Source organism: Prauserella cavernicola (assembly GCF_016595675.1).
Lineage (GTDB): Bacteria > Actinomycetota > Actinomycetes > Mycobacteriales > Pseudonocardiaceae > Prauserella_A > Prauserella_A cavernicola.
Genome location: NZ_JAENJH010000006.1, coordinates 379401 through 396541, shown reverse-complemented (window position 1 = coordinate 396541; position 17141 = coordinate 379401). Strand labels below are relative to the sequence as shown.

General features: G+C 70.6%; 18 protein-coding genes. 10 read left to right on the top strand and 8 right to left on the bottom strand.

The features are described from left to right. Positions 1 to 254: Rid family hydrolase (locus tag JHE00_RS24295; protein ID WP_268958375.1), on the bottom strand; the 254-nt coding region annotated here is incomplete at its 3' end. Positions 255 to 376: 122 nt separating this feature from the next. On the opposite strand from JHE00_RS24295, the gene JHE00_RS24290 reads away from it, so the two are divergent. Then, the gene (locus JHE00_RS24290; RefSeq protein ID WP_200322066.1) at positions 377 to 865 is read left to right on the top strand and encodes a MarR family winged helix-turn-helix transcriptional regulator; all 489 of its coding nucleotides are present in this window, start codon (positions 377 to 379) and stop codon (positions 863 to 865) included. Between the two features lie 45 nt (positions 866 to 910). On the opposite strand, the gene JHE00_RS24285 is transcribed toward JHE00_RS24290, so the two are convergent. Beyond that, positions 911 to 2131 carry a cytochrome P450 gene (locus JHE00_RS24285; protein ID WP_307832084.1) on the bottom strand — a complete coding sequence of 407 codons (1221 nt, stop codon included), beginning with the start codon at positions 2129 to 2131 and terminating at the stop codon, positions 911 to 913. 142 nt (positions 2132 to 2273) lie between these two features. On the opposite strand from JHE00_RS24285, the gene JHE00_RS24280 reads away from it, so the two are divergent. From JHE00_RS24280 to JHE00_RS35950, 4 genes are all read left to right on the top strand, one after another. Next, positions 2274 to 2957 (top strand): TetR/AcrR family transcriptional regulator, encoded by a 684-nt coding sequence (locus JHE00_RS24280; RefSeq protein ID WP_230424829.1) that lies wholly within the window; start codon positions 2274 to 2276, stop codon positions 2955 to 2957. A gap of 136 nt (positions 2958 to 3093) precedes the next feature. Then, complete coding sequence (locus JHE00_RS24275) at positions 3094 to 4125, top strand: Ldh family oxidoreductase (protein ID WP_200322064.1); 1032 nt, start codon at positions 3094 to 3096, stop codon at positions 4123 to 4125. 254 nt (positions 4126 to 4379) lie between these two features. Then, complete coding sequence (locus tag JHE00_RS24270; RefSeq protein WP_200322062.1) at positions 4380 to 4907, top strand: DUF4232 domain-containing protein; 528 nt, start codon at positions 4380 to 4382, stop codon at positions 4905 to 4907. Positions 4908 to 5038: 131 nt separating this feature from the next. Then, a complete protein-coding gene (locus JHE00_RS35950) occupies positions 5039 to 6466 on the top strand; it encodes an Ig-like domain-containing protein (protein WP_200322060.1) in 1428 nt (475 codons plus the stop codon). 51 nt (positions 6467 to 6517) lie between these two features. On the opposite strand, the gene JHE00_RS24260 is transcribed toward JHE00_RS35950, so the two are convergent. Then, entirely contained in the window at positions 6518 to 7204 is a 687-nt protein-coding gene (locus JHE00_RS24260) for a dihydrofolate reductase family protein (protein ID WP_200322058.1), read from the bottom strand. A 223-nt stretch (positions 7205 to 7427) separates the two neighbouring features. Here JHE00_RS24260 and JHE00_RS24255 point away from each other — a divergent pair, with 223 nt between their 5' ends. Further along, a complete protein-coding gene (locus tag JHE00_RS24255; RefSeq protein WP_200322056.1) occupies positions 7428 to 8594 on the top strand; it encodes an alpha/beta hydrolase family protein in 1167 nt (388 codons plus the stop codon). A gap of 26 nt (positions 8595 to 8620) precedes the next feature. Here JHE00_RS24255 and JHE00_RS24250 read toward each other — a convergent pair whose 3' ends face one another. Then, positions 8621 to 9523, bottom strand: coding sequence for a LysR family transcriptional regulator (locus JHE00_RS24250; RefSeq protein WP_200322054.1), 903 nt, complete (start codon positions 9521 to 9523; stop codon positions 8621 to 8623). Positions 9524 to 9593: 70 nt separating this feature from the next. On the opposite strand from JHE00_RS24250, the gene JHE00_RS24245 reads away from it, so the two are divergent. After that, positions 9594 to 10616 (top strand): YeiH family protein, encoded by a 1023-nt coding sequence (locus JHE00_RS24245; protein WP_200322052.1) that lies wholly within the window; start codon positions 9594 to 9596, stop codon positions 10614 to 10616. Here JHE00_RS24245 and JHE00_RS24240 read toward each other — a convergent pair. Then, positions 10613 to 11941 carry an erythromycin esterase family protein gene (locus JHE00_RS24240; protein WP_230424828.1) on the bottom strand — a complete coding sequence of 443 codons (1329 nt, stop codon included), beginning with the start codon at positions 11939 to 11941 and terminating at the stop codon, positions 10613 to 10615. The two genes, JHE00_RS24245 and JHE00_RS24240, sit on opposite strands and share 4 nt — an antisense overlap. 372 nt (positions 11942 to 12313) lie before the next feature. Between JHE00_RS24240 and JHE00_RS24235 the strand changes: the two genes are divergently transcribed. Next, positions 12314 to 13069, top strand: a complete 756-nt coding sequence (locus JHE00_RS24235; protein ID WP_200322048.1) for a PDDEXK family nuclease — start codon at positions 12314 to 12316, stop codon at positions 13067 to 13069. 205 nt (positions 13070 to 13274) lie between these two features. Here the strand turns inward: JHE00_RS24235 and JHE00_RS24230 are convergent, their stop codons facing one another. After that, positions 13275 to 14204 (bottom strand): hypothetical protein, encoded by a 930-nt coding sequence (locus JHE00_RS24230; RefSeq protein WP_200322046.1) that lies wholly within the window; start codon positions 14202 to 14204, stop codon positions 13275 to 13277. A gap of 109 nt (positions 14205 to 14313) precedes the next feature. Then, positions 14314 to 14724, bottom strand: a complete 411-nt coding sequence (locus tag JHE00_RS24225; protein WP_200322044.1) for a RidA family protein — start codon at positions 14722 to 14724, stop codon at positions 14314 to 14316. Between the two features lie 82 nt (positions 14725 to 14806). Between JHE00_RS24225 and JHE00_RS24220 the strand changes: the two genes are divergently transcribed. After that, positions 14807 to 15172 carry a winged helix-turn-helix transcriptional regulator gene (locus tag JHE00_RS24220; RefSeq protein ID WP_200322042.1) on the top strand — a complete coding sequence of 122 codons (366 nt, stop codon included), beginning with the start codon at positions 14807 to 14809 and terminating at the stop codon, positions 15170 to 15172. A gap of 15 nt (positions 15173 to 15187) precedes the next feature. On the opposite strand, the gene JHE00_RS24215 is transcribed toward JHE00_RS24220, so the two are convergent. Further along, complete coding sequence (locus tag JHE00_RS24215; protein ID WP_200322040.1) at positions 15188 to 16075, bottom strand: aminoglycoside phosphotransferase family protein; 888 nt, start codon at positions 16073 to 16075, stop codon at positions 15188 to 15190. A 93-nt stretch (positions 16076 to 16168) separates the two neighbouring features. On the opposite strand from JHE00_RS24215, the gene JHE00_RS24210 reads away from it, so the two are divergent. Beyond that, positions 16169 to 17092 (top strand): LysR family transcriptional regulator, encoded by a 924-nt coding sequence (locus JHE00_RS24210; protein ID WP_200322038.1) that lies wholly within the window; start codon positions 16169 to 16171, stop codon positions 17090 to 17092. The last annotated feature ends 49 nt before the right edge of the window (positions 17093 to 17141 follow it).

Here is a 17141-nt window from a genome sequence, read left to right as displayed (position 1 = left end):
GCCACCTTGTGATACGAGTTCACATGGATAACGTCCCTCCACGACGCACCCACCGTGGCCAACGTGCGCTCCACATTGTCGAAAGCCCGGACGATCTCCTCCTCCAACGAATCCGGAATCACCAGATCGTCATCCACCCCAGCCTGACCCGAGATCTCAACCCGATCCCCCACACGAACCGCCCCGCTGTAGCCATGAATCTCGTGCAACTTCTCGCCATAACCCGGAACAACGCCGAAAGTAACGGTGCTCATGAACGCTTCCTGTCCATAGGGGGTGCTCGTCCACGCGCATCACTTCACGCGTAAAGTGATACTAGCAAGCAATGACTTCAAGCGCAAAGTGATGGCACCATCGCCGGAGGGCGGGAAGATCGATGAGCGACACGGGCGAACACGAGCACGACGAGGAGCCGCGCTGGCTCGACGAGCAGGAGAAGGCGGCGTGGACGGGGCTGATCTCCCTGGTCCTGTTGCTGCCCGGCAAGCTGGAGTCACCGCTGCGGCAGGACCACGGCCTCACCCTGTTCGAGTACCTCGTGCTCAGCCACCTCTCCGAGGCCCCGCAGCGCAAGCTGCGGATGGGCGAGCTCGCCTTCCTCGCCAGCGGCTCGCTCTCCCGTCTGTCCAATGTCGTCAAACGCTGCGAACAGCGCGGCTGGGTCGTGCGGACACCCGACCCGGCCGACGGCCGCTACACCCTCGCCGAACTCACCGACGACGGATTCGACCTGGTGCACCTCGCAGCGCCCACGCACCTGCGCGCCGTACGGCGCATGGTCCTCGACTCGCTCAACGCCACCGATCAGAAGGCGCTCGTCCGCATCGCGGAGAAACTCCGCATCGTCCCCGACGACCTCGGCTGACCGCCGTCGGCGATCGGGGAACGAGAGATCTCGGACCGTCGTCGTTCACCAGGTGACGGTGAGCCGCGCGGGACCGCGGACGATCGATGTGGTGCGCCATTCGACGTCGCCGCTGACATCGAGCGTGGGCAGCTTGGTCGCCAGTGTGCGCAGCACGGTCTGCAACTCCATGCGCGCGAGCGACGCGCCGAGGCAGTGGTGCGGGCCGAAGCCGAACGCGACGTGCGCCCCTGGGGTGCGATCCAGCCGCAGTTCCTCCGGGTGCTCGAACACCTCGGGATCGCGGTTGGCGGCGTTGGTCGACACCAGCACGGCCTCCCCCGCGCGCACGGTGCCGCCTGTGAGCTCGACGTCCTCGGTCGCGATCCGGGGCTGCCCGCCCTGCCTGCCGAGCGGGGTGAAACGCAGCATCTCCTCGACGGCGGCGGGAACGCCGTCGGGGTTCGCGACCAGCGCTTCCCAGCGCGACCGGTCGGAGAGCAGGGTGTAGACCATGTTGCCGATCATGTTCATGGTGGTCTCGTGGCCCGCGACCAGGATCGCGACGCCGAGCGAGACCATCTCGGGCTCGGAGAGCCGGTCACCGTCGCCATCCCTGGCCTGGATCAGCCCGCCGATCAGGTCGTCGCCGGGGCCCTCGGGACGGTTCCGGCGCTCGTCGATGAGCGAGGCGATGTAGTTCGAGAGGTCGACGAAGGCCTGCTGCCGCCGCTCCACGGGGATCGCTGAGGTGGACAGGGCCGCGTCGGCGCCCGCGCGGAAGATGTCGCGGCCCTCGAGCGGCACGCCGAGCATCTCGCAGATCACCACCACGGGCAGCGGCATCGACACCGTCGAGACGAGCTCGCCCGGCTTGCCGCCCTCGATGAGCTCGTCCACGAGCCGGTCGGCGATCTCCTCGACGTGCGGACGCATCTGCTCCATCCGCCGTGCCGTGAACGTCGCGGCCACGAGCCTGCGCAGGCGGCCGTGCTCGGGCGGGTCGATGTTGACGATGGTCTCCGGGCGGCCAGGGCGCTCCGGCACCGTCCTCGGGATGTCGGCACCGACCACGGCGGCGCGGCTGAACCGCGGATCCGACAGCACGGTGCGCACGTCGTCGTAGCGCGTGACCAGCCAGCCCTCCTCGCCGTAGGGCATCTGGATGCGAGCCAGCGGTTCCTCGCGGCGCAGCTCGGCGTAGCCGGGATCGAAGTCGAGCTCGGCGGCCTCGCCCAGCGGGTAGGTGTGGGCGAACGGGCATGTCCCGGTCTCGGTGGTGGTCACGTGGTCCTCCAGCGCGTCGTGCGGTCTCTGCCGGTGGGGACGATCGACAAGATCAGCCACCACAATAATGGCACAAAGTGTCAATTAGTCACCATGCGACGATACGCTGACGACTCGCACCGGACGACAGTCAGGAGCAGAGATGGCCGCGCTCGCGTCCACGCAGACCGGCACAGCGCCCGAAGGCGCCCGTCGGGGCAGGCGCCCGATGACGGAGCAGCGCAGGGCACGGCTGCGACTGGAGATCTCGCGCGCGGCCGTCCGCCTGTTCCGCGAGCACGGCGTCGCCGGGACCAGCGGCGAACGGATCGCCGAGGAGGTCGGACTGTCGGCCCGTACCCTCTGGCGGTACTTCCGCGCCAAGGAGGAGTGCGTGGAGCCCGTACTGACGCGCAGCGTGGACTCCTTCATCGCCACCCTGCGCCGCTGGCCCGTAGACCAGTCACTGGACGAGCACCTGGTGGGCGGGCCGCGCAACAACGACCCGGAGGCCGTCGCCGACCGGGAGGCCGTGCTCTCCGTGATCGGGTTGTCCCGCACCGAGCCCGCCCTGCGAGCAGTCTGGCTGGTGGTCTACGAGCGCGCGGAGGCGATGCTCGCGGAACTGGTCGCGGAGCGCCTTGGCCGCCCGCCCGGCGAGCTGGCCGTGCGTGTGCAAGCGGCCGCGATCGCGGGCGCGCTGCGGATCACCAGTGAGGACCTCGCCTCGGCGATGCTGAACGGAACCACGATCGACGCGGCGGCCCGGCTCGTCGAGGCGCTGCACGCCGCGACACACGGGGTGGCGGGCGACTCGCTGACCACGGCACAGCAGCCACTCCCCTAGCTCCCGGACCTCGCCACCGCGTCCCGGTGGGCTCGGCTGCCCTCCCGGTAGAACACGTAGCCGCCGTGGTGGAGCACGTCGCCGTCGAACTCGCCATCGGCGCCGAAGCGATGAACCAGTCCTCTCGGAGCCGAGCATGCCCACGAGCGAGTCCCAGGTGGACGGCCGCGGCAGGCGCTACCGGATCTTCCTCGTGATCGGGCTGAGCGCGGTGGTGTGGTCACTGCCGTGGGCGCCGGGCTTCACGGCGCTGACCATCGCACTGGTGTCGTTCCAGGCGCCGATGCTGGTGCTCACCATCGGCGCCCTGCTGTTCATGCTGAACCGCTCGAGCATGACGGGGACGCGGCGCAACCGCTGGTGGGAGAACACCATCGTGGCCGTCCTGCTCGGATTCACGATCTTCGCGTGCTACCACGGATTCGAAGACGCCATCGCCCTGATCATCGCCACCATCGCGAACTGCTCCCACATCGGATGCCTGCAGAGCTACCTGCTGCCGTTCACCGAACGTGGACTGCTCGTGACGCTGACCGCGACCAACCCCGGTGTCGCCTCGGTCGCCGCGCCCGGCGGCACCCGGCCCGTCATCACGACGAACCCGATCGCGATGGGCATCCCGACGCGCACCGATCCCATCCTGATCGACCAGTGCACCTCCGTCGGCAGCAACGCGCTGTTCGACAGCTACGCCGCCCGGGGCGAGCGGCTCCCGGGGCAGTGGCTGCTCGACGCCGGCGGCAGACCCACCGACGACCCGACGGTGCTCACGTCCACTCCCCCTGGCTCCATCCAACCGCTGGGCCAGAGCGAGTTCGGGTACAAGGGCTTCGGGTTCGGGCTGATGTCCGAGGCGCTGTCGCTCGCCCTGCCCGGGTACGGGCGGCGCGCGCAACCGGACCGGCACGGCCAGGGCGTCTTCCTGCAGATCCTCGACCCGGCGAGGTTCGCGGGCGCCGACGAGTTCCTCGACGAGGTCGATCACCTCGTCGAGTCCATCCGCGCCGATCCCGGCGCTCCGGACCGCACGATCCGGCTCCCCGGTGAGCGGGCCCTGGCCTCCCGGGCGGACCAGCTCGAGCACGGGGTCACGCTGCACGCCGACACGCTCGGCCTGCTCGAGCCCTGGGCGCGGCAAGCGCACGTCGCGATGCCCGGACAACGGTGAGGTCCTGGGAGCGGGTCGACGTCGGCCCGCTCCCACCGTCCCATCCGTACTGTCTACTGTGTCCAGATAGTCCGACTCCGGAACCTCTTTCTCCATGACGTCTCAGGGCGGTTCGGGTTGCTTTCGTGCGACCGATGCCACCGCGAGGCATCCGCGGCGGGGTGGCCGGGCGTCCTCCTGGTGAATGCGATCCACGAGATCGATCGCAGCCAGGTGGATCGTCCGCCTGGCAGGCGCAGGAAGGGGAGAGATCGATGACCATTCGGACACACCTCCGCAGGACCGGTGCCACGCTCGCCGTCGCGACCATGGCCGCCGGTGTCGCCACGCTGGCCTCAGGCGCGGCCCAGGCCGAGTCGACGGATCTGGGCTGCACCGCCCAGCAGGTCGACACCACGCTCGTCCCCGGCGAGCCGGGCGCGGGCAGTCGCTACGGCTACCTGGAGTTCACGGCCAAGCCCGGCGAGGCCTGCTATCTCTCCGGCAGCGTGCCCGTGAACCTGGTCGGCGCCCATGACGTGCTGCTGTCGAATGAGGCTCCCTCGGACGCGCCGCACGTGTACCTGCGCGACGGCTCGTCGGCGCACGTGAACCTGCGCTGGACGGCCATCGCGGCGAACGACCAGCAGCAGAAGCCCCTCGCGATCACAGTGGACACTCCGGGCAACCCGGAGGCACCGGCGATCAGTGTGCCGTGGACGCTCGACTCGGTCGACGCCACGCCGGACAGCCACACGGTGCACGTCGGGGCCGCGACCGGTGGCCCGGCGCCCACGACGTGACGTCGTGCGCATCACCTGACGTGATGACCACGAGGTCTCGTTCGGTCTAACGAGTAGCGCGGCGAACGTCGACATCAGTGTGCCGGAGGCTAGTTTGACCAGGTCAGCCAGCCTTCCACTGTGGAGTCTCCGTGATCCGCTGCGTTCGCACCGTCGCCGTGGCAGCAGTCGCGGTCGCGATACCCGGTATCTCGATCGGCACATCAGCAGCCGCCCCGGACTCGTCGGGGTACGGCGAATGGGACGTGGAGGGGCAGGCGGGCTCGCTGTCCACCCCGCTGACCGGGTTCCCGGCAGCGGGGTTCGAGACCACGAGCTCGTCTGCCCGCACCGGGTCGGGTGGCGCGGCGTTCCTCGGCGACTCAACGCCGTTCGGCGCCGCGCACGGCAGCTCGCAGGGCAAGGAGTACCTGCTGCTGCGCACCGCCCGGGGCGGAGCGCCGTCGGACACCACGATCACCTTCGACTCCCCCACTCCGGTGGGCTGGGGCTTCGCGCTGGGCGACGTGGACGCCGACACCGTGACCGTGTCGGCCACCGGGGCGGACGGCGCCCCGGTGGCCGCAGCCGACCTGGGCTGGCAGGAATCGTTCAACTACTGCGAGAACTCCCCCGCACCGTCCACGTGCACCGGTTCCGGCCCCTTCACCGACGTGCCGCGGTGGGACCCGGAGTCCGCGACGCTCATCGGCAACGGCGCGGACACCTCCGGCGCGGCGGGCTGGTTCCGGCCCACGGTGCCGATCAGCTCGGTGACGCTCACGTTCGCGGTGCAGAGCGGCATCCCGGTCTATCAACTGTGGACGGCCGCGCTGCCCGTGGAGATCGCGGGCACGGTGGGCACCGACTGCGGTGACCCCGCACCGGACACGACGGTTCGCCTGCTCGACGCCGACGGCGAACCCGTGCTCGACGCCGAGGGCGCACCCGTGACCACCACGACCAGCGACGGCGCCTACGCCTTCCCTGGCCTGGTGGCTGGCACCTACCAGGTCGCCGCCGACCCGGCCGACGGCACCGAGGCAGGCCCCTCCGCGACCCAGCCGGTGGAGGCGACCGAGGACACCTCGGGCGTCGCGCTCACCCTGACCTGCGCGACCCCGGAGCCGGAACCGACGACCGAGCCGACGTCACCGCCCGCACCCGAGCCGGAGCCGAGCCCGACGAGCGAGCCGACGTCACCGACGACCGACGAGGCGCCCCCGATCTCGGTGTCGACCGAGGCGAACACGCCGGTCACGATCACCCTGCCGGACGAGCTGAGCGCAACACACGCCGACGACCCCGCGAACGGCAGCGTGACCGTCAACTCCGACGGCACGCTCACCTACACGCCGGACCAGGACTTCCTCGGCCAGGACACCGTCCGCTACACGGCCAAGGACCCCTCCGGCGCGACCGTCACCGGCACGGTCACCGTGACCACGGGCCTGGCCGCGACGGGCACGAACGTGCTGCCGATCGCCCTCACGGGCGGTGCCCTCCTCGTCGTCGGCACCGGTGCCCTGCTGCTGGCCCGCCGCACGAGGCAGGACCCGCACCACCCCGACGCCGAGTAACGGCGGTGGTGCCGGCCCGCCCATGAGCGAGCCGGCACCACCGGCGCCCTCTCACGAACCGTCGCGCCCGCGGTTGTCGAGGACGAGCTCGGAGCGCCCTTCGACGCGGTACTTGACGTGCGTGACCGTGGGTGTTTCGAGCACCCGGATCGGCGTGAGGTCGATGCCTTCCTTGGAACCCAGCCCGAGCTCGGGTGTGAGCAGGCGCAGGCCGTCACCGAGGACGACGGGCACGATGTGCAGCTCCAACTCGTCCAGCAGACCGAGCCCGAGCGCCCGGCGAACCAGCGAACCACCACCGGCGATGGCGACGTTCTTGCCGTTCGCCGCGGCACGGGCCAGATCAACGGCACTCGCGACGCCATCGGTGACGTAGGTGAAGCTCGTGCCGCCCTCCCGAGGGAGGACATTCTTGGGCCGGTTGGTCACGACGAACACCGGAGCCCGAAACGGCGGCTCGTCACCCCACGGAACTTCGCCGCCGTCCATCATCCGCCGCCCCATCACGTAGGCGCCCGCCGACGCGAACTGCTCGGCGACGATGTCGGAGTTGACGCTGCGCTCGCCACCCGAGATGCCCTGCCGTTCCCGCCACGCCTGCGCGTCGATGACCCACCTGGTGACGCGGAAGAATCCCGCGGCCTCGGCCCCGTTCAGCCAGTCGCGCGGGTCACTCTGCAACGGCCCGGCATAACACCCGTCCAGGGACACCGACAGCTGTGCGGTCACGATCGTCATGGCTGGTCCTGCCTTTCGCCGGGTCGATAGTCGGACAGACCCGGTGGAGGGCGAGAACTCATCGGCCGCTGGGAGCGCCGCGGCCCAGGGTCGCGATCTCCGCCGCGGGCAGCGACTAGGAACGGGGGCCGCGCGAAGCGCTTATATTTCCCGCGCTTCACCCCGTTGAACGGCGCACTCACACTCGGGACCGGGGCACCCGACTCGTGTGGAGGCGAACGAGATGAGCGACCCGGCACGGATCTACTTCCGAGACCCGTCCTTCGACGGCCAGTTCGCCCGCACGCTCGCGCTCGCGGGTGTGCACGCCAGCGATCCGGGCGAGTGCTTCCGGACCGCCCGCACAGTGCGGCGCCAGCGGCCCGGTGACTGGCACCGCAGCTGGACCCGTGCCGCCGAGCGCGCCGCCCGGCTGGCCGCCGACGCCGAGACCGCGGGCGATCCGGTGGGCGCGGCACACGCGTACCTCAGGGCGTCGGAGTACTACCGGCAGGCGTTCTACTTCATCCGCGGCGATCTCGACAATCCACTGCTACACGGTTCCTACGACGCGCACGTCTCGACGTTCCAGGACGCACTCCCGCATCTCCCCCACCCGGCGCACGAGGTCGCGATCCCCTACGAGGAGACGACCCTGCACGCGTATCTGTTCGTCCCGCCGGGGCCCCCACGGGCCAGGCCGACGATCCTCCTGCCGTGCGGTTACGACTCCACCGCGGAGGCGGGGTGGCAGAACGTGCCCGCCGCCCTGGAACGCGACTACAACGTGCTCTCGTTCGAGGGGCCGGGGCAGGGCGAGGCGCTCTACCGGCAAGGGCTGCCGCTGCGACCCGACTTCGAGGCCGTCCTCACTCCCGTCGTCGACTGGCTGCTGACGCGCCCCGAGGCCGACCCCGCCAAGGTCGTCCTGCTGGGCCGCTCGTTCGGCGGCTACCTCGTGATCAGAGGGGCCGCGTTCGAACACCGGCTCGCCGGGCTGGTCTGCGATCCCGCCCAGCCCCGGTTGGCCAACCGGCTACCGACGGGTGTGGTCGCGCGCGTGGCGCTGCCGCTGCTGCGCGCACAGATGCTCCTGAGCGAGAACCGCGGCGAGTTCTTCCGCGCCCGCATGGCCTCCCACGGCGTGTTCGACCTCGAGACCTACTTCGCCGAGCTGCGCCGCTTCGACACGCTCGACGACGCCGCCCGCATCACCTGCCCGACGTTGATCGTGGAGGCGGAGAACGATTTCACCGGCGGCGACGGCGCGCTCCTGCTCGACGCGCTGACGGCCCCCTCGGACCTCATCACGCTCACCGCGGCCGAGGGCGCCGACGGCCACTGCGGCGGACTCGGCCAGGAGGTGTGGACCAACCGCGTCTACGCGTGGCTCGCCAAGCTCACCGGCTGATCCCACACCGTCCACACAGGACGCGCTCAGCGCAGTAGCCGGGGTGCGATCGCCAGCAGGTGCGCCGCCGGGCCGGCGGGCTGCCTACTCGCGCTCCAGACCGCCCGCAGCGTCCTGCCGAAGTCGACTCCCGTCGTGGGGATCTCGACGAGCAGCCCGGTGGCGAGATCCTGCGCGACGATCAGCTCACTCAGCAGCGCCGGGCCCGCCCCGGCCACAACCGCGCTGCGCACGGCGGTGGACGAGCCCAGCTCGAGCAGCGGCGGCACCGGCTCGGCACCGGCGTCGATCAGGGCACGTTCCGCGGTGTCGCGGGTACCCGACCCGCGCTCGCGGCTGATCAGCGGTGTGGCGGCGAGCTCGACCGGATCCACAGCGCGGCGGCGTCGGCCCCACTTGTGGTCCCGCGACACCACCAGCACCAGGCGGTCCTGGGCGACGACCCGGGTTCGCACCCCTGGCAACCCGCCCGGCGACTCGACGAAGCCGAGATCTATGTCACCCTGGCGCGCCAGCTCGTGCACCCGCGCCGAGTTCAGCACCTGGAGACCGACGTGCAGGCCCGGGGTGTCCCGGCGCAGCTCGCCGATCCACGCGGGCAGGAGGTGCTCGGCCACCGTCAGGCTGGCGGCCAGCGAGAGCTGGTCACTGCGCTCGCGGCGCAGTGCCTCAACGCCGTCGAGCATCACGGTGACCTCGTCCAGCACTCGCCCTGCCCAGCCGCTGACCAGCATTCCCGCCGGGGTCAGCGCGGATCCCCGCCGGCTCCGGTCCAACAGCTGGACGCCGAGCATCCGCTCGAGGACGTTCATGCGCTTGCTCGCCGACGGCTGGCTGATCCCGCTCGCGGTCGCCGCACCGGTGAGGCTCCCGTGCTCGCCGACGAGCACGAGCAGCCGCAGGGACTCGATGTCGGGTAGTCGTGCCATGCACAAAGGCTATGTCGTGCGAGTTGCTTGACGGGTACCGGGACCGCGCCACGGGGGTGAGGATCCGAACATGGTCAAGAACCCAGCGAGAACGGACACTCTGCGAAGCGACCCGTCCACCCTGCGTGGAATTCTGCCTGGTCTGCTCGTGGCCGGTGCCGGAACCGCTGTCGCGTTCGGACTCAACCAGGTGGCGCCGGCGATCTCGGCGCTGACCATCGCGGTGGTGCTGGGTGTCTGCGTGGGGGGCCTGCTTCCGGCGTCCGCGCAGCAGGGACTGCGCTGGGCGACGAAGAAGTTTCTCCGCGTCGGCGTGGTGTTGCTGGGTCTCCAACTGGGGCTGGGTGAGGTTTTCGGGCTCGGCGCCGGGACGGTGGTCGCGGTCGTGATCACGGTGCTCGTCGCGTTCTTCGGCACCATCCTGCTCGGACGGCTGATCGGGGTGTCCCGGGGCCTGGGCCTGATGGTGGCCACCGGATTCTCGATCTGCGGGGCCTCCGCGATCGCGGCCATGGACAGTGTGTCCGAAAGCGACAAAGAAGATGTGGCCACCGGAGTGACCCTCGTGACCCTCTACGGAAGCCTGGCGATCTTCCTCATGCCCGTACTCGGCGGCGCGCTCGGGATGGCACCGGAACACCTCGGCGCCTGGGCCGGGCTGAGCGTTCACGAGGTCGCCCAGGTGGTCGCGGCGGCCTCGCCCGCCGGTGCCGCCGCGGTCGCCGTGGCCGTGGTCGTGAAACTGACCCGGGTCGTGCTGCTCGCGCCCATGGTGGCGGGCGTCAGCATCATGCAGCGCAGGAATGCGGAGTCAGGCTCCGGTGCACGGCCGCCGATCGTGCCGCTCTTCGTGGTCGGCTTCCTGGTGATGATGCTCGCTCGCAGCGCCGGGGTCGTGCCGTCGGTGGTGCTCGAACGCGCGAACGTCCTGACCACACTGCTGTTCGCCGCCGCCCTGTTCGGGCTGGGGAGCAGTGTCCGGCTCGGTGCTCTGCTGCGCACCGGCCGCCGCGGGCTCGCGTTAGGGGCCATGTCGACCGTCCTCGTCGCCGGTGTCGGCCTCGGCGCGCTCGCCGCGCTCGGCCAGGTCTAGCGCAGCCCGGCCGCCTCCACCTGGTGCAGGTGCACGAGCACGTCGTAGCTGTCGAGCACGGCGATGCGCGGCGCCTCGGGAGCCCAGTAGAGCCCGTACGACCGGGTCGGGCGGGCCGGGGCGAGCCAGTCGCGCACGCTCGCCGGGGCGGTGCGCAGGTCGAGTGCGAAGTCACGATGGCCGACCTCATCGAGGGTGTGCTCGGTGTGCCCTTCCGGCGCGGGCGGGACGGTGAACGTGTCCGGTTCCTGGGCGGTGGGATCGGGCAACGCGCCGATCGTGCCCTGGTGAAACGTCAGCCCGACGTTGACGTACCGATCGCCGATCCGCTCCCGCAACCCCGCACCGGTGGGATCGGGGAAGTCCGGGTCGGCACTGGTGTAGGCCACGTGGCTGTTGTTCGACGCCAGCAGAACCTTTCCGCCGCCGTTGTCCAGCCACCACACGGTGTTGTCCGCCATCACCTCGTCCCGGTACCGCATGCGGTCGGCGAACCGTTCGTCGGGAAAGGCGTATCCGGTGAAGCTCTGCTCGATCGCCATCGCATTGCGCAGCGCCCACTCGTGCGCGGGCGTGCCCTCGGCCCGCTCCCGGATCAGGGCCGTGGCCTCGCGAGCCCGTTCGGCGTCGGTGTCCCGTCGCGACTGTTCCTTGCCGAGTTGCTCCGCCATCCATTGCCCCGCCTGGGTTCCCGGCGCGGGCCGCAGGTCCGCGTACAGCTCCCCGATCCGGCCGGTCAGCTCCGGTTCATGCTCGGCGAGGTAGTCGGTGACGCGGGCGAAGGCGTCCGGACCGGGGTAGCCGAGATCGTTGCCGACGAAGCGCAGATCCGGCTCACCCGGGTGGGAGAGGTTGTACTCGCGCATCCACTCCACGAGTTCGAGATAGTCCTCGTTGTTCCAGAACACGTACTGGCCCTGGAACTCCTCGGCCATGATGGCGGCGGGATCACCGATGCCGTGCACGACGTAGTCGTCGAGCCGCAGCCCTGTGCTCCAACTCGTCTCCAGCACGAAGGTGGTGAACCCCCGCGTGGTCGCCAGGTGCCGGAACACCTCGCCCTTGAGCGCGAAGAACTGGCGTGCGCCGTGGCTGGCCTCGCCAAGGCCCACCACCTCCGCGGCACCGGCCATCGCGGCGAGCGCGCCCGGGTCCAGCGGGCGGGAGTGCGCCTCGATCGCCCGCACTGGACCGGACTCCGGGTCGCCGCCGGACGGGCCTTGTGGTGTGGCGCAGCCGACGAGCGTAACGACCGTCGCGGTGGCCACGAGACCATGACGCACCGGACGAACCAGGGACCGGGCGAGGACACCACTGGAAGACATGCCGATGATCCTGCGGCCGAAGCGCGGAAAACTCGATCATGCCCGCCCCCGGATCCAGGTGGGGCCAACCCCACTCCGCTCAGGGTGGGTGCGTCACCGCCAGGAACGACACCCCCTTGCCGCCGGGTGCCCAGCACGGCCAGGACACCGCTACACGTCGATCGTGCTGGCGGCGTGGCTGCGAACGGTCCTGCACCTGACTCCGCACGAGCTGCTGGCCGAGCGCAACACCGTGACGGCGCGGTTCGCGGGCGATGCGACGGCGCTCGATGGCGTGCCAGGCCGCGGTCGAGGAGCTGACCGAGCACGTGGATCTTCCCCGACCGCGCGGGTACCGGCGATCGTCGTGCTATATCTACGGTCGTGACTGGGATGGCGAGGTTGGTGTTCGGACGGCTGACCGAAGCGTGGCAGGGTGAGGCGACTGACTTCACCCCGCTGCTCGCGGAGCAGCTGGACCAACTCGGCGCGGCGATCGGAGTCGACCTCGCGGCCATCGGGGAATCGGAGGTTCCCACCTCCGGAGGGCGACGTATCGACATCGTCGCCGAGAGCGACGACGGTTCCGAGTTCGTGATCGAGAACCAGTACGGTCGAGCCGACCACGACCATCTGACCCGAGGACTCGCCTACGCCGTCGCCCGTCACGCCCGCGGGCTGGTCGTTGTCGCCGAGGAACACCGCGACGAGTTCCGCGCTGTCGCGGGCTACCTGAACAGCGTCGCCGAACTCGACACCGAACGAGGCATCTCCGTCTGGCTCGTGGAAGCCAAGGCCGTGCGGATCGAGACCAGCCGCTGGGCGCCCTTGTTCACCGCGGTGGTGGAACCCAACTCGTTCACCACGAAGGTGGAGAAGGCCAAGCACGCCGAAACGGTGTCGCTGCCCGAGTTCTGGGCACAATTCACGGCGGAGGACTCGCGCGACGCGGCCAGGAACATCGTCGCTCGCTGGGAGAAGCTGGGCTACCGGCGTCGGCTGGGCCCCGCGCGTATCGCCCTCGAAGCGCCCGGACCGTCGGCCAACGGCCTGCGGAAGGTCGTCACGCTGTACGCCGACGGACGGTCGCGGTCCCGTTCAGCGCTTACGCCGGGAACAACACCGGCATCCCCATCGACCAGCTGCTGACCGACGAGTTCCGCGCCAGCGCGAACGAACTGTTCGGTTTCGACGGCTCCGAAGGGCTCGCGCAGACCCGGCCGGGCTGGCTCGACGGCTCCACAGCCGAACCCCTCTTCCGGTTCTGTCGAGACGTGGCGGAGGCCTACGCCACCGGCCTGACCGACGGCGATCACCCAGAAGCCGAGATCTAGGACCTGTCCGGCAGGTCGTCTCAGCCAGGGCTCTCCGACGAGCTCATGTGGACTCGCGATCCGCCCGGGTTCTCGGGAGCCAGCACCAGCCGGCGATCACCGGCCGCCGCGGTGACCAGCGCCGTCCACCGTTTCATCTGGGAGATCGACGTGGTCCCCCAGTCTTCGGCCAGCGCGGTGACCTCCCACAGCACGGACGTGTCGGCGTCGCGCCACTCAGGTTCGGCGAGCAGTGTCCACAGTAGATCCCGCAGTTCCGCGGCGTGAGCGTTGAGCTTGCGCCGCCCACCATGCTCACGCGCCAGGGCCCGGGTCATCTCACGGCCACTCGGTGCCCGAAAGAACCAGTCCACGCGGTCTCCCCCATGGAGGAACACCGAGGCGTAGGCGAATTCGGCCTCCACGAGCCTGGCCAGCCGTGGGGCATCGGCTCGGGGCGCACGGCCCGACAGCTCCGCGAGCGCAGCGCGCCGTTTGACCAGCGTGACCGTGTTGGTGCCGAGCTGGTACAAGGACCACCTGAGGTCCACGTGCCGGTCGCTGCCCTTCCGCAGAGCGCGCCGCGCGTGCTTGGCGTCGGCGCACCAGGCGTACACGGCATGCGCCTCGGCGATCTCGGCTTCGACCTCCTGGACGGCTGGCGCGAACCAGTTCCGGCGCCAGGCGTCGTCACTCCATGCGTCCTCGACCAGCGCCTGTAGTTCCCTGTTGACCTCGTGCGCGGGCGCCGAGACCTTCCGGCACGTCCCGCAGATGTAGAAGTCGCCGCGCGACATCGGGAGCATCGCTGGCGGCAAGCCGGACTGCGCAGGCCGCAGGTGCACATCACTGCCACACTCCGCGCAGTTCAGCACACTCTGGTCGCCCTCGACAGAGGTGTGGCCGACGCGGGCACGGCTGGACACCCTGGCGAGCACGGTGGCGACCCGCTCCGCGTCCATCTGGCCCATCACATCCATCGTCGCTGTCCGGCCGGGGCGTGGTGGCGACGATATCGGGTCTCCCGGCCGGGACGCCCGATGGCTGACCGCGACCTGCCATCGGGCCGAGGAGGCGCGGTCAGTCCAGTATCGCGACGGCTTCCACCTCAACGAGCACGTCCGGTTCGAAGAGGTGGTCGACCCCGATCAGCGAGGCGGGCGGCATCGGCTGCGGGAGGCCGAGCTCCTGGGTCGCCCGCTCCACGCCCTCCATGAAGGCGCCGAGCTTCTCCGGCTCCCAGTCTGTGACGTAGAACGTCAGCCGCAGGACGTCGTCGAACGTGGCACCCGCGCCCGCCAGGCCCTGCGCGGTGTTGCTCAGCACGTACGCGACCTGCCCTGCGAGATCGCCGGGAGCGACGGGCGCGCCGTCTCCGGTACGCGCGACCTGGCCGCTGACGTGCACGTGCCGCGTCCCCGTGCCGACGGCGACATGGTGGTACGGCGCGGGCTGCAGCATCCCGTCCGGTGTGAAGCGGTGCACAGACATCGAGGGCTCCTCTCGAGTTCCGACTAGGTATACCCTTGCTACCTGGTACCGAAAGGGCACTTCAAGGAGGCCAGGTATCGGCATGGATACCGCGCACGATCACGACGAGCTCAGGATCTCGGCACCGCACCGCGAGCTCCTCGACCAGGTGCTGGACAAATGGTCGCTGAGCATCCTCAACGAGCTCTGCGAGCGACCCTGCCGCTTCAACGAGCTGCGCCGCGCCATTCCCGCGGTGACGCAGAAGTCGCTCACCTCGACGCTGCGGCGGCTGGAACGCAACGGCATCGTCGAACGCGTGCTCCTCAGTTCCCGGCCCGTCGCCGTCGAGTACCGGATCACCCCGCTCGGCAAGACGCTCAGGGATCCCGTCGAGGTCCTCCTGGCCTGGGCCGCGACGAACCTGCCGGAAATCGAGCGCGCTCGGCGCACGTTCGACCTGGAGTGAACTGACCGCGAATGGTCAGTTCACGGCGACGGCGCGGTCGAGCGCGGCTCGGCCCGCCGGTTCCCACGTCGGCTTGCCGCCGGGCAGACCGAGCCTGCCGTTACGTCCGATGCTGATGAGGTTCAGGGCTCGCAGGACGGCCCAGCCCCGGGCCCGCGCGAGGGCGGCCGGGTCCGCGTGCGCGTAGGCGTCGAAGAACCGGTCCGCCGCGCCCGCGGGCAGCAGGATCCAGGCCGCGGACAGGTCGGTCGCGGGGTCACCCGCGCACATGTCACCGAAGTCGATCACGCCGGACAGCGTCCCCTCCCCCACGACCACGTTCGCGGGGTGCAGATCGCCGTGCAGCCAGGTCGGCGCCCCGTCCCACGCGGGCGCCGCGAGCGCCTGCTCCCAGACCTCGCGGGCCGCGGCGGCGCGCTCGTCGTCGACCAGGACCGACACCGAGCGCGTGAACTCGTCCCGGAACGCGGCCAACGGGATGCCGCGCGTCGAGCTGCGCGGGGCGTGCACAGGCGCCCGCTGGTGCAGAGCCGTCAGAAACTCCGCGAGCACCTCGGCGGCGCCGGGCCGGGTGATCGGAGCGCGGTCCGCCGGTTCGCCCTCCACCCAGCGCGTGATCGTCCAGGTGTGCGCGAACAGCGCCGAGGGTTCGCCGATGCGCACGGGGACCGGCGTCGGCAGCGGCAGGCGCTCGGCCAGCACGGGCAGCCACTCCTGCTCGATCCGCAGCAGGGACGGAGCGCGCTCGGTGCGCGGCAGGCGAACGGCCAGCGTCGTCCCGAGCCGCCACTGCTGGTTGTCCCAGCCACCGGCGACGTCCCGGAGCTCGAGGTCCGCGAGATCCGGATGCTGTTCGCGCAGCAGCGCTCGAACCAGGTCCGGCTCGTATCTGAACTCGGTCATGCCAGAGCCAACCACGGCTCTCGCGGGAATTTCCACGGTGGCCTGCTCGTCCATCGAGAGAGCGTCTTCCCTGACCCCGCGGAGTGAGAAACGATGGAGCTACGTCACCTGCGCTTCGCACTCGAGATCGAGCGCCACGGCCACTTCGGCAGAGCCGCGCGTGCGCTCGGCATGGCGCAGCCTCCCTTGTCCCGGCACGTCGCCGCGTTGGAGGAGGAGCTCGAGGTGCGGCTGTTCGACCGCACCCCACAGGGCGTTCGGGTGACAGCCGCCGGGGCCGTGTGGCTCGACCACGCGCGGGAGATCCTGCGTCAGGTCGAGACGGCGACCGGCGCGGCACGCCGTGCCGCGCGCGGACAGTCCGGGGTGCTGCGCCTGGGTTTCGTCGGGTCGGCGCTGGTCGCGCTGCTGCCGTCGCTGCTGGCGAGGTTCCGCGCGTCCCATCCGGGCGTGGTCCTGGAAGCACGTGAACTCTCGAGTTCGGACTGCGCCGCCGCGCTGCTGGCCGGGGAGATCGACGTCGCCGTCTGCCGGGGTGGCCCCGCGGGCTCTGGCGCCGAGCGGCTGGTGTCGATTCCGATCTGTTCCGACAACCTCGTCGTGATGTGCCACCGGGCCCACGCGTTCGCCACCCGCCCGGCGATCGAGCCGGACCAGCTGCGAGGCCAGCCGGTGGTCACCGTGTCCGACCACGACGAGCCCGCGGTCGCCGCCGCACTCGCCGGAGTCCTCGACGGACGGGGCGGGCGAGCCCAGGTGACCCGTGCGCGCGACGTGCACACGATCGTCGGCCTCGTCGCCTGCGACGCCGGCGTCGGACTGCTACCGGCGAGCGCCCGGTCACTGGCACGCGCCGAGACCCGGGTCGTGGAGGTGGACCCACCGGTCCGGCTGCCGGACATGTGCCTGAGCTTTCGCCGCACCGACGATTCGCCCGCGCTCGGCGCGTTCCTCGCCACGACGGCCGCTCACTGCGAGGGAGTGGGCGACCGGCTCACGGCTCTCGGCCGCGCCTAGCGATACCGCCGGAGTATCACGGCGCGGACGATCCGGTATCGGGCCGCAC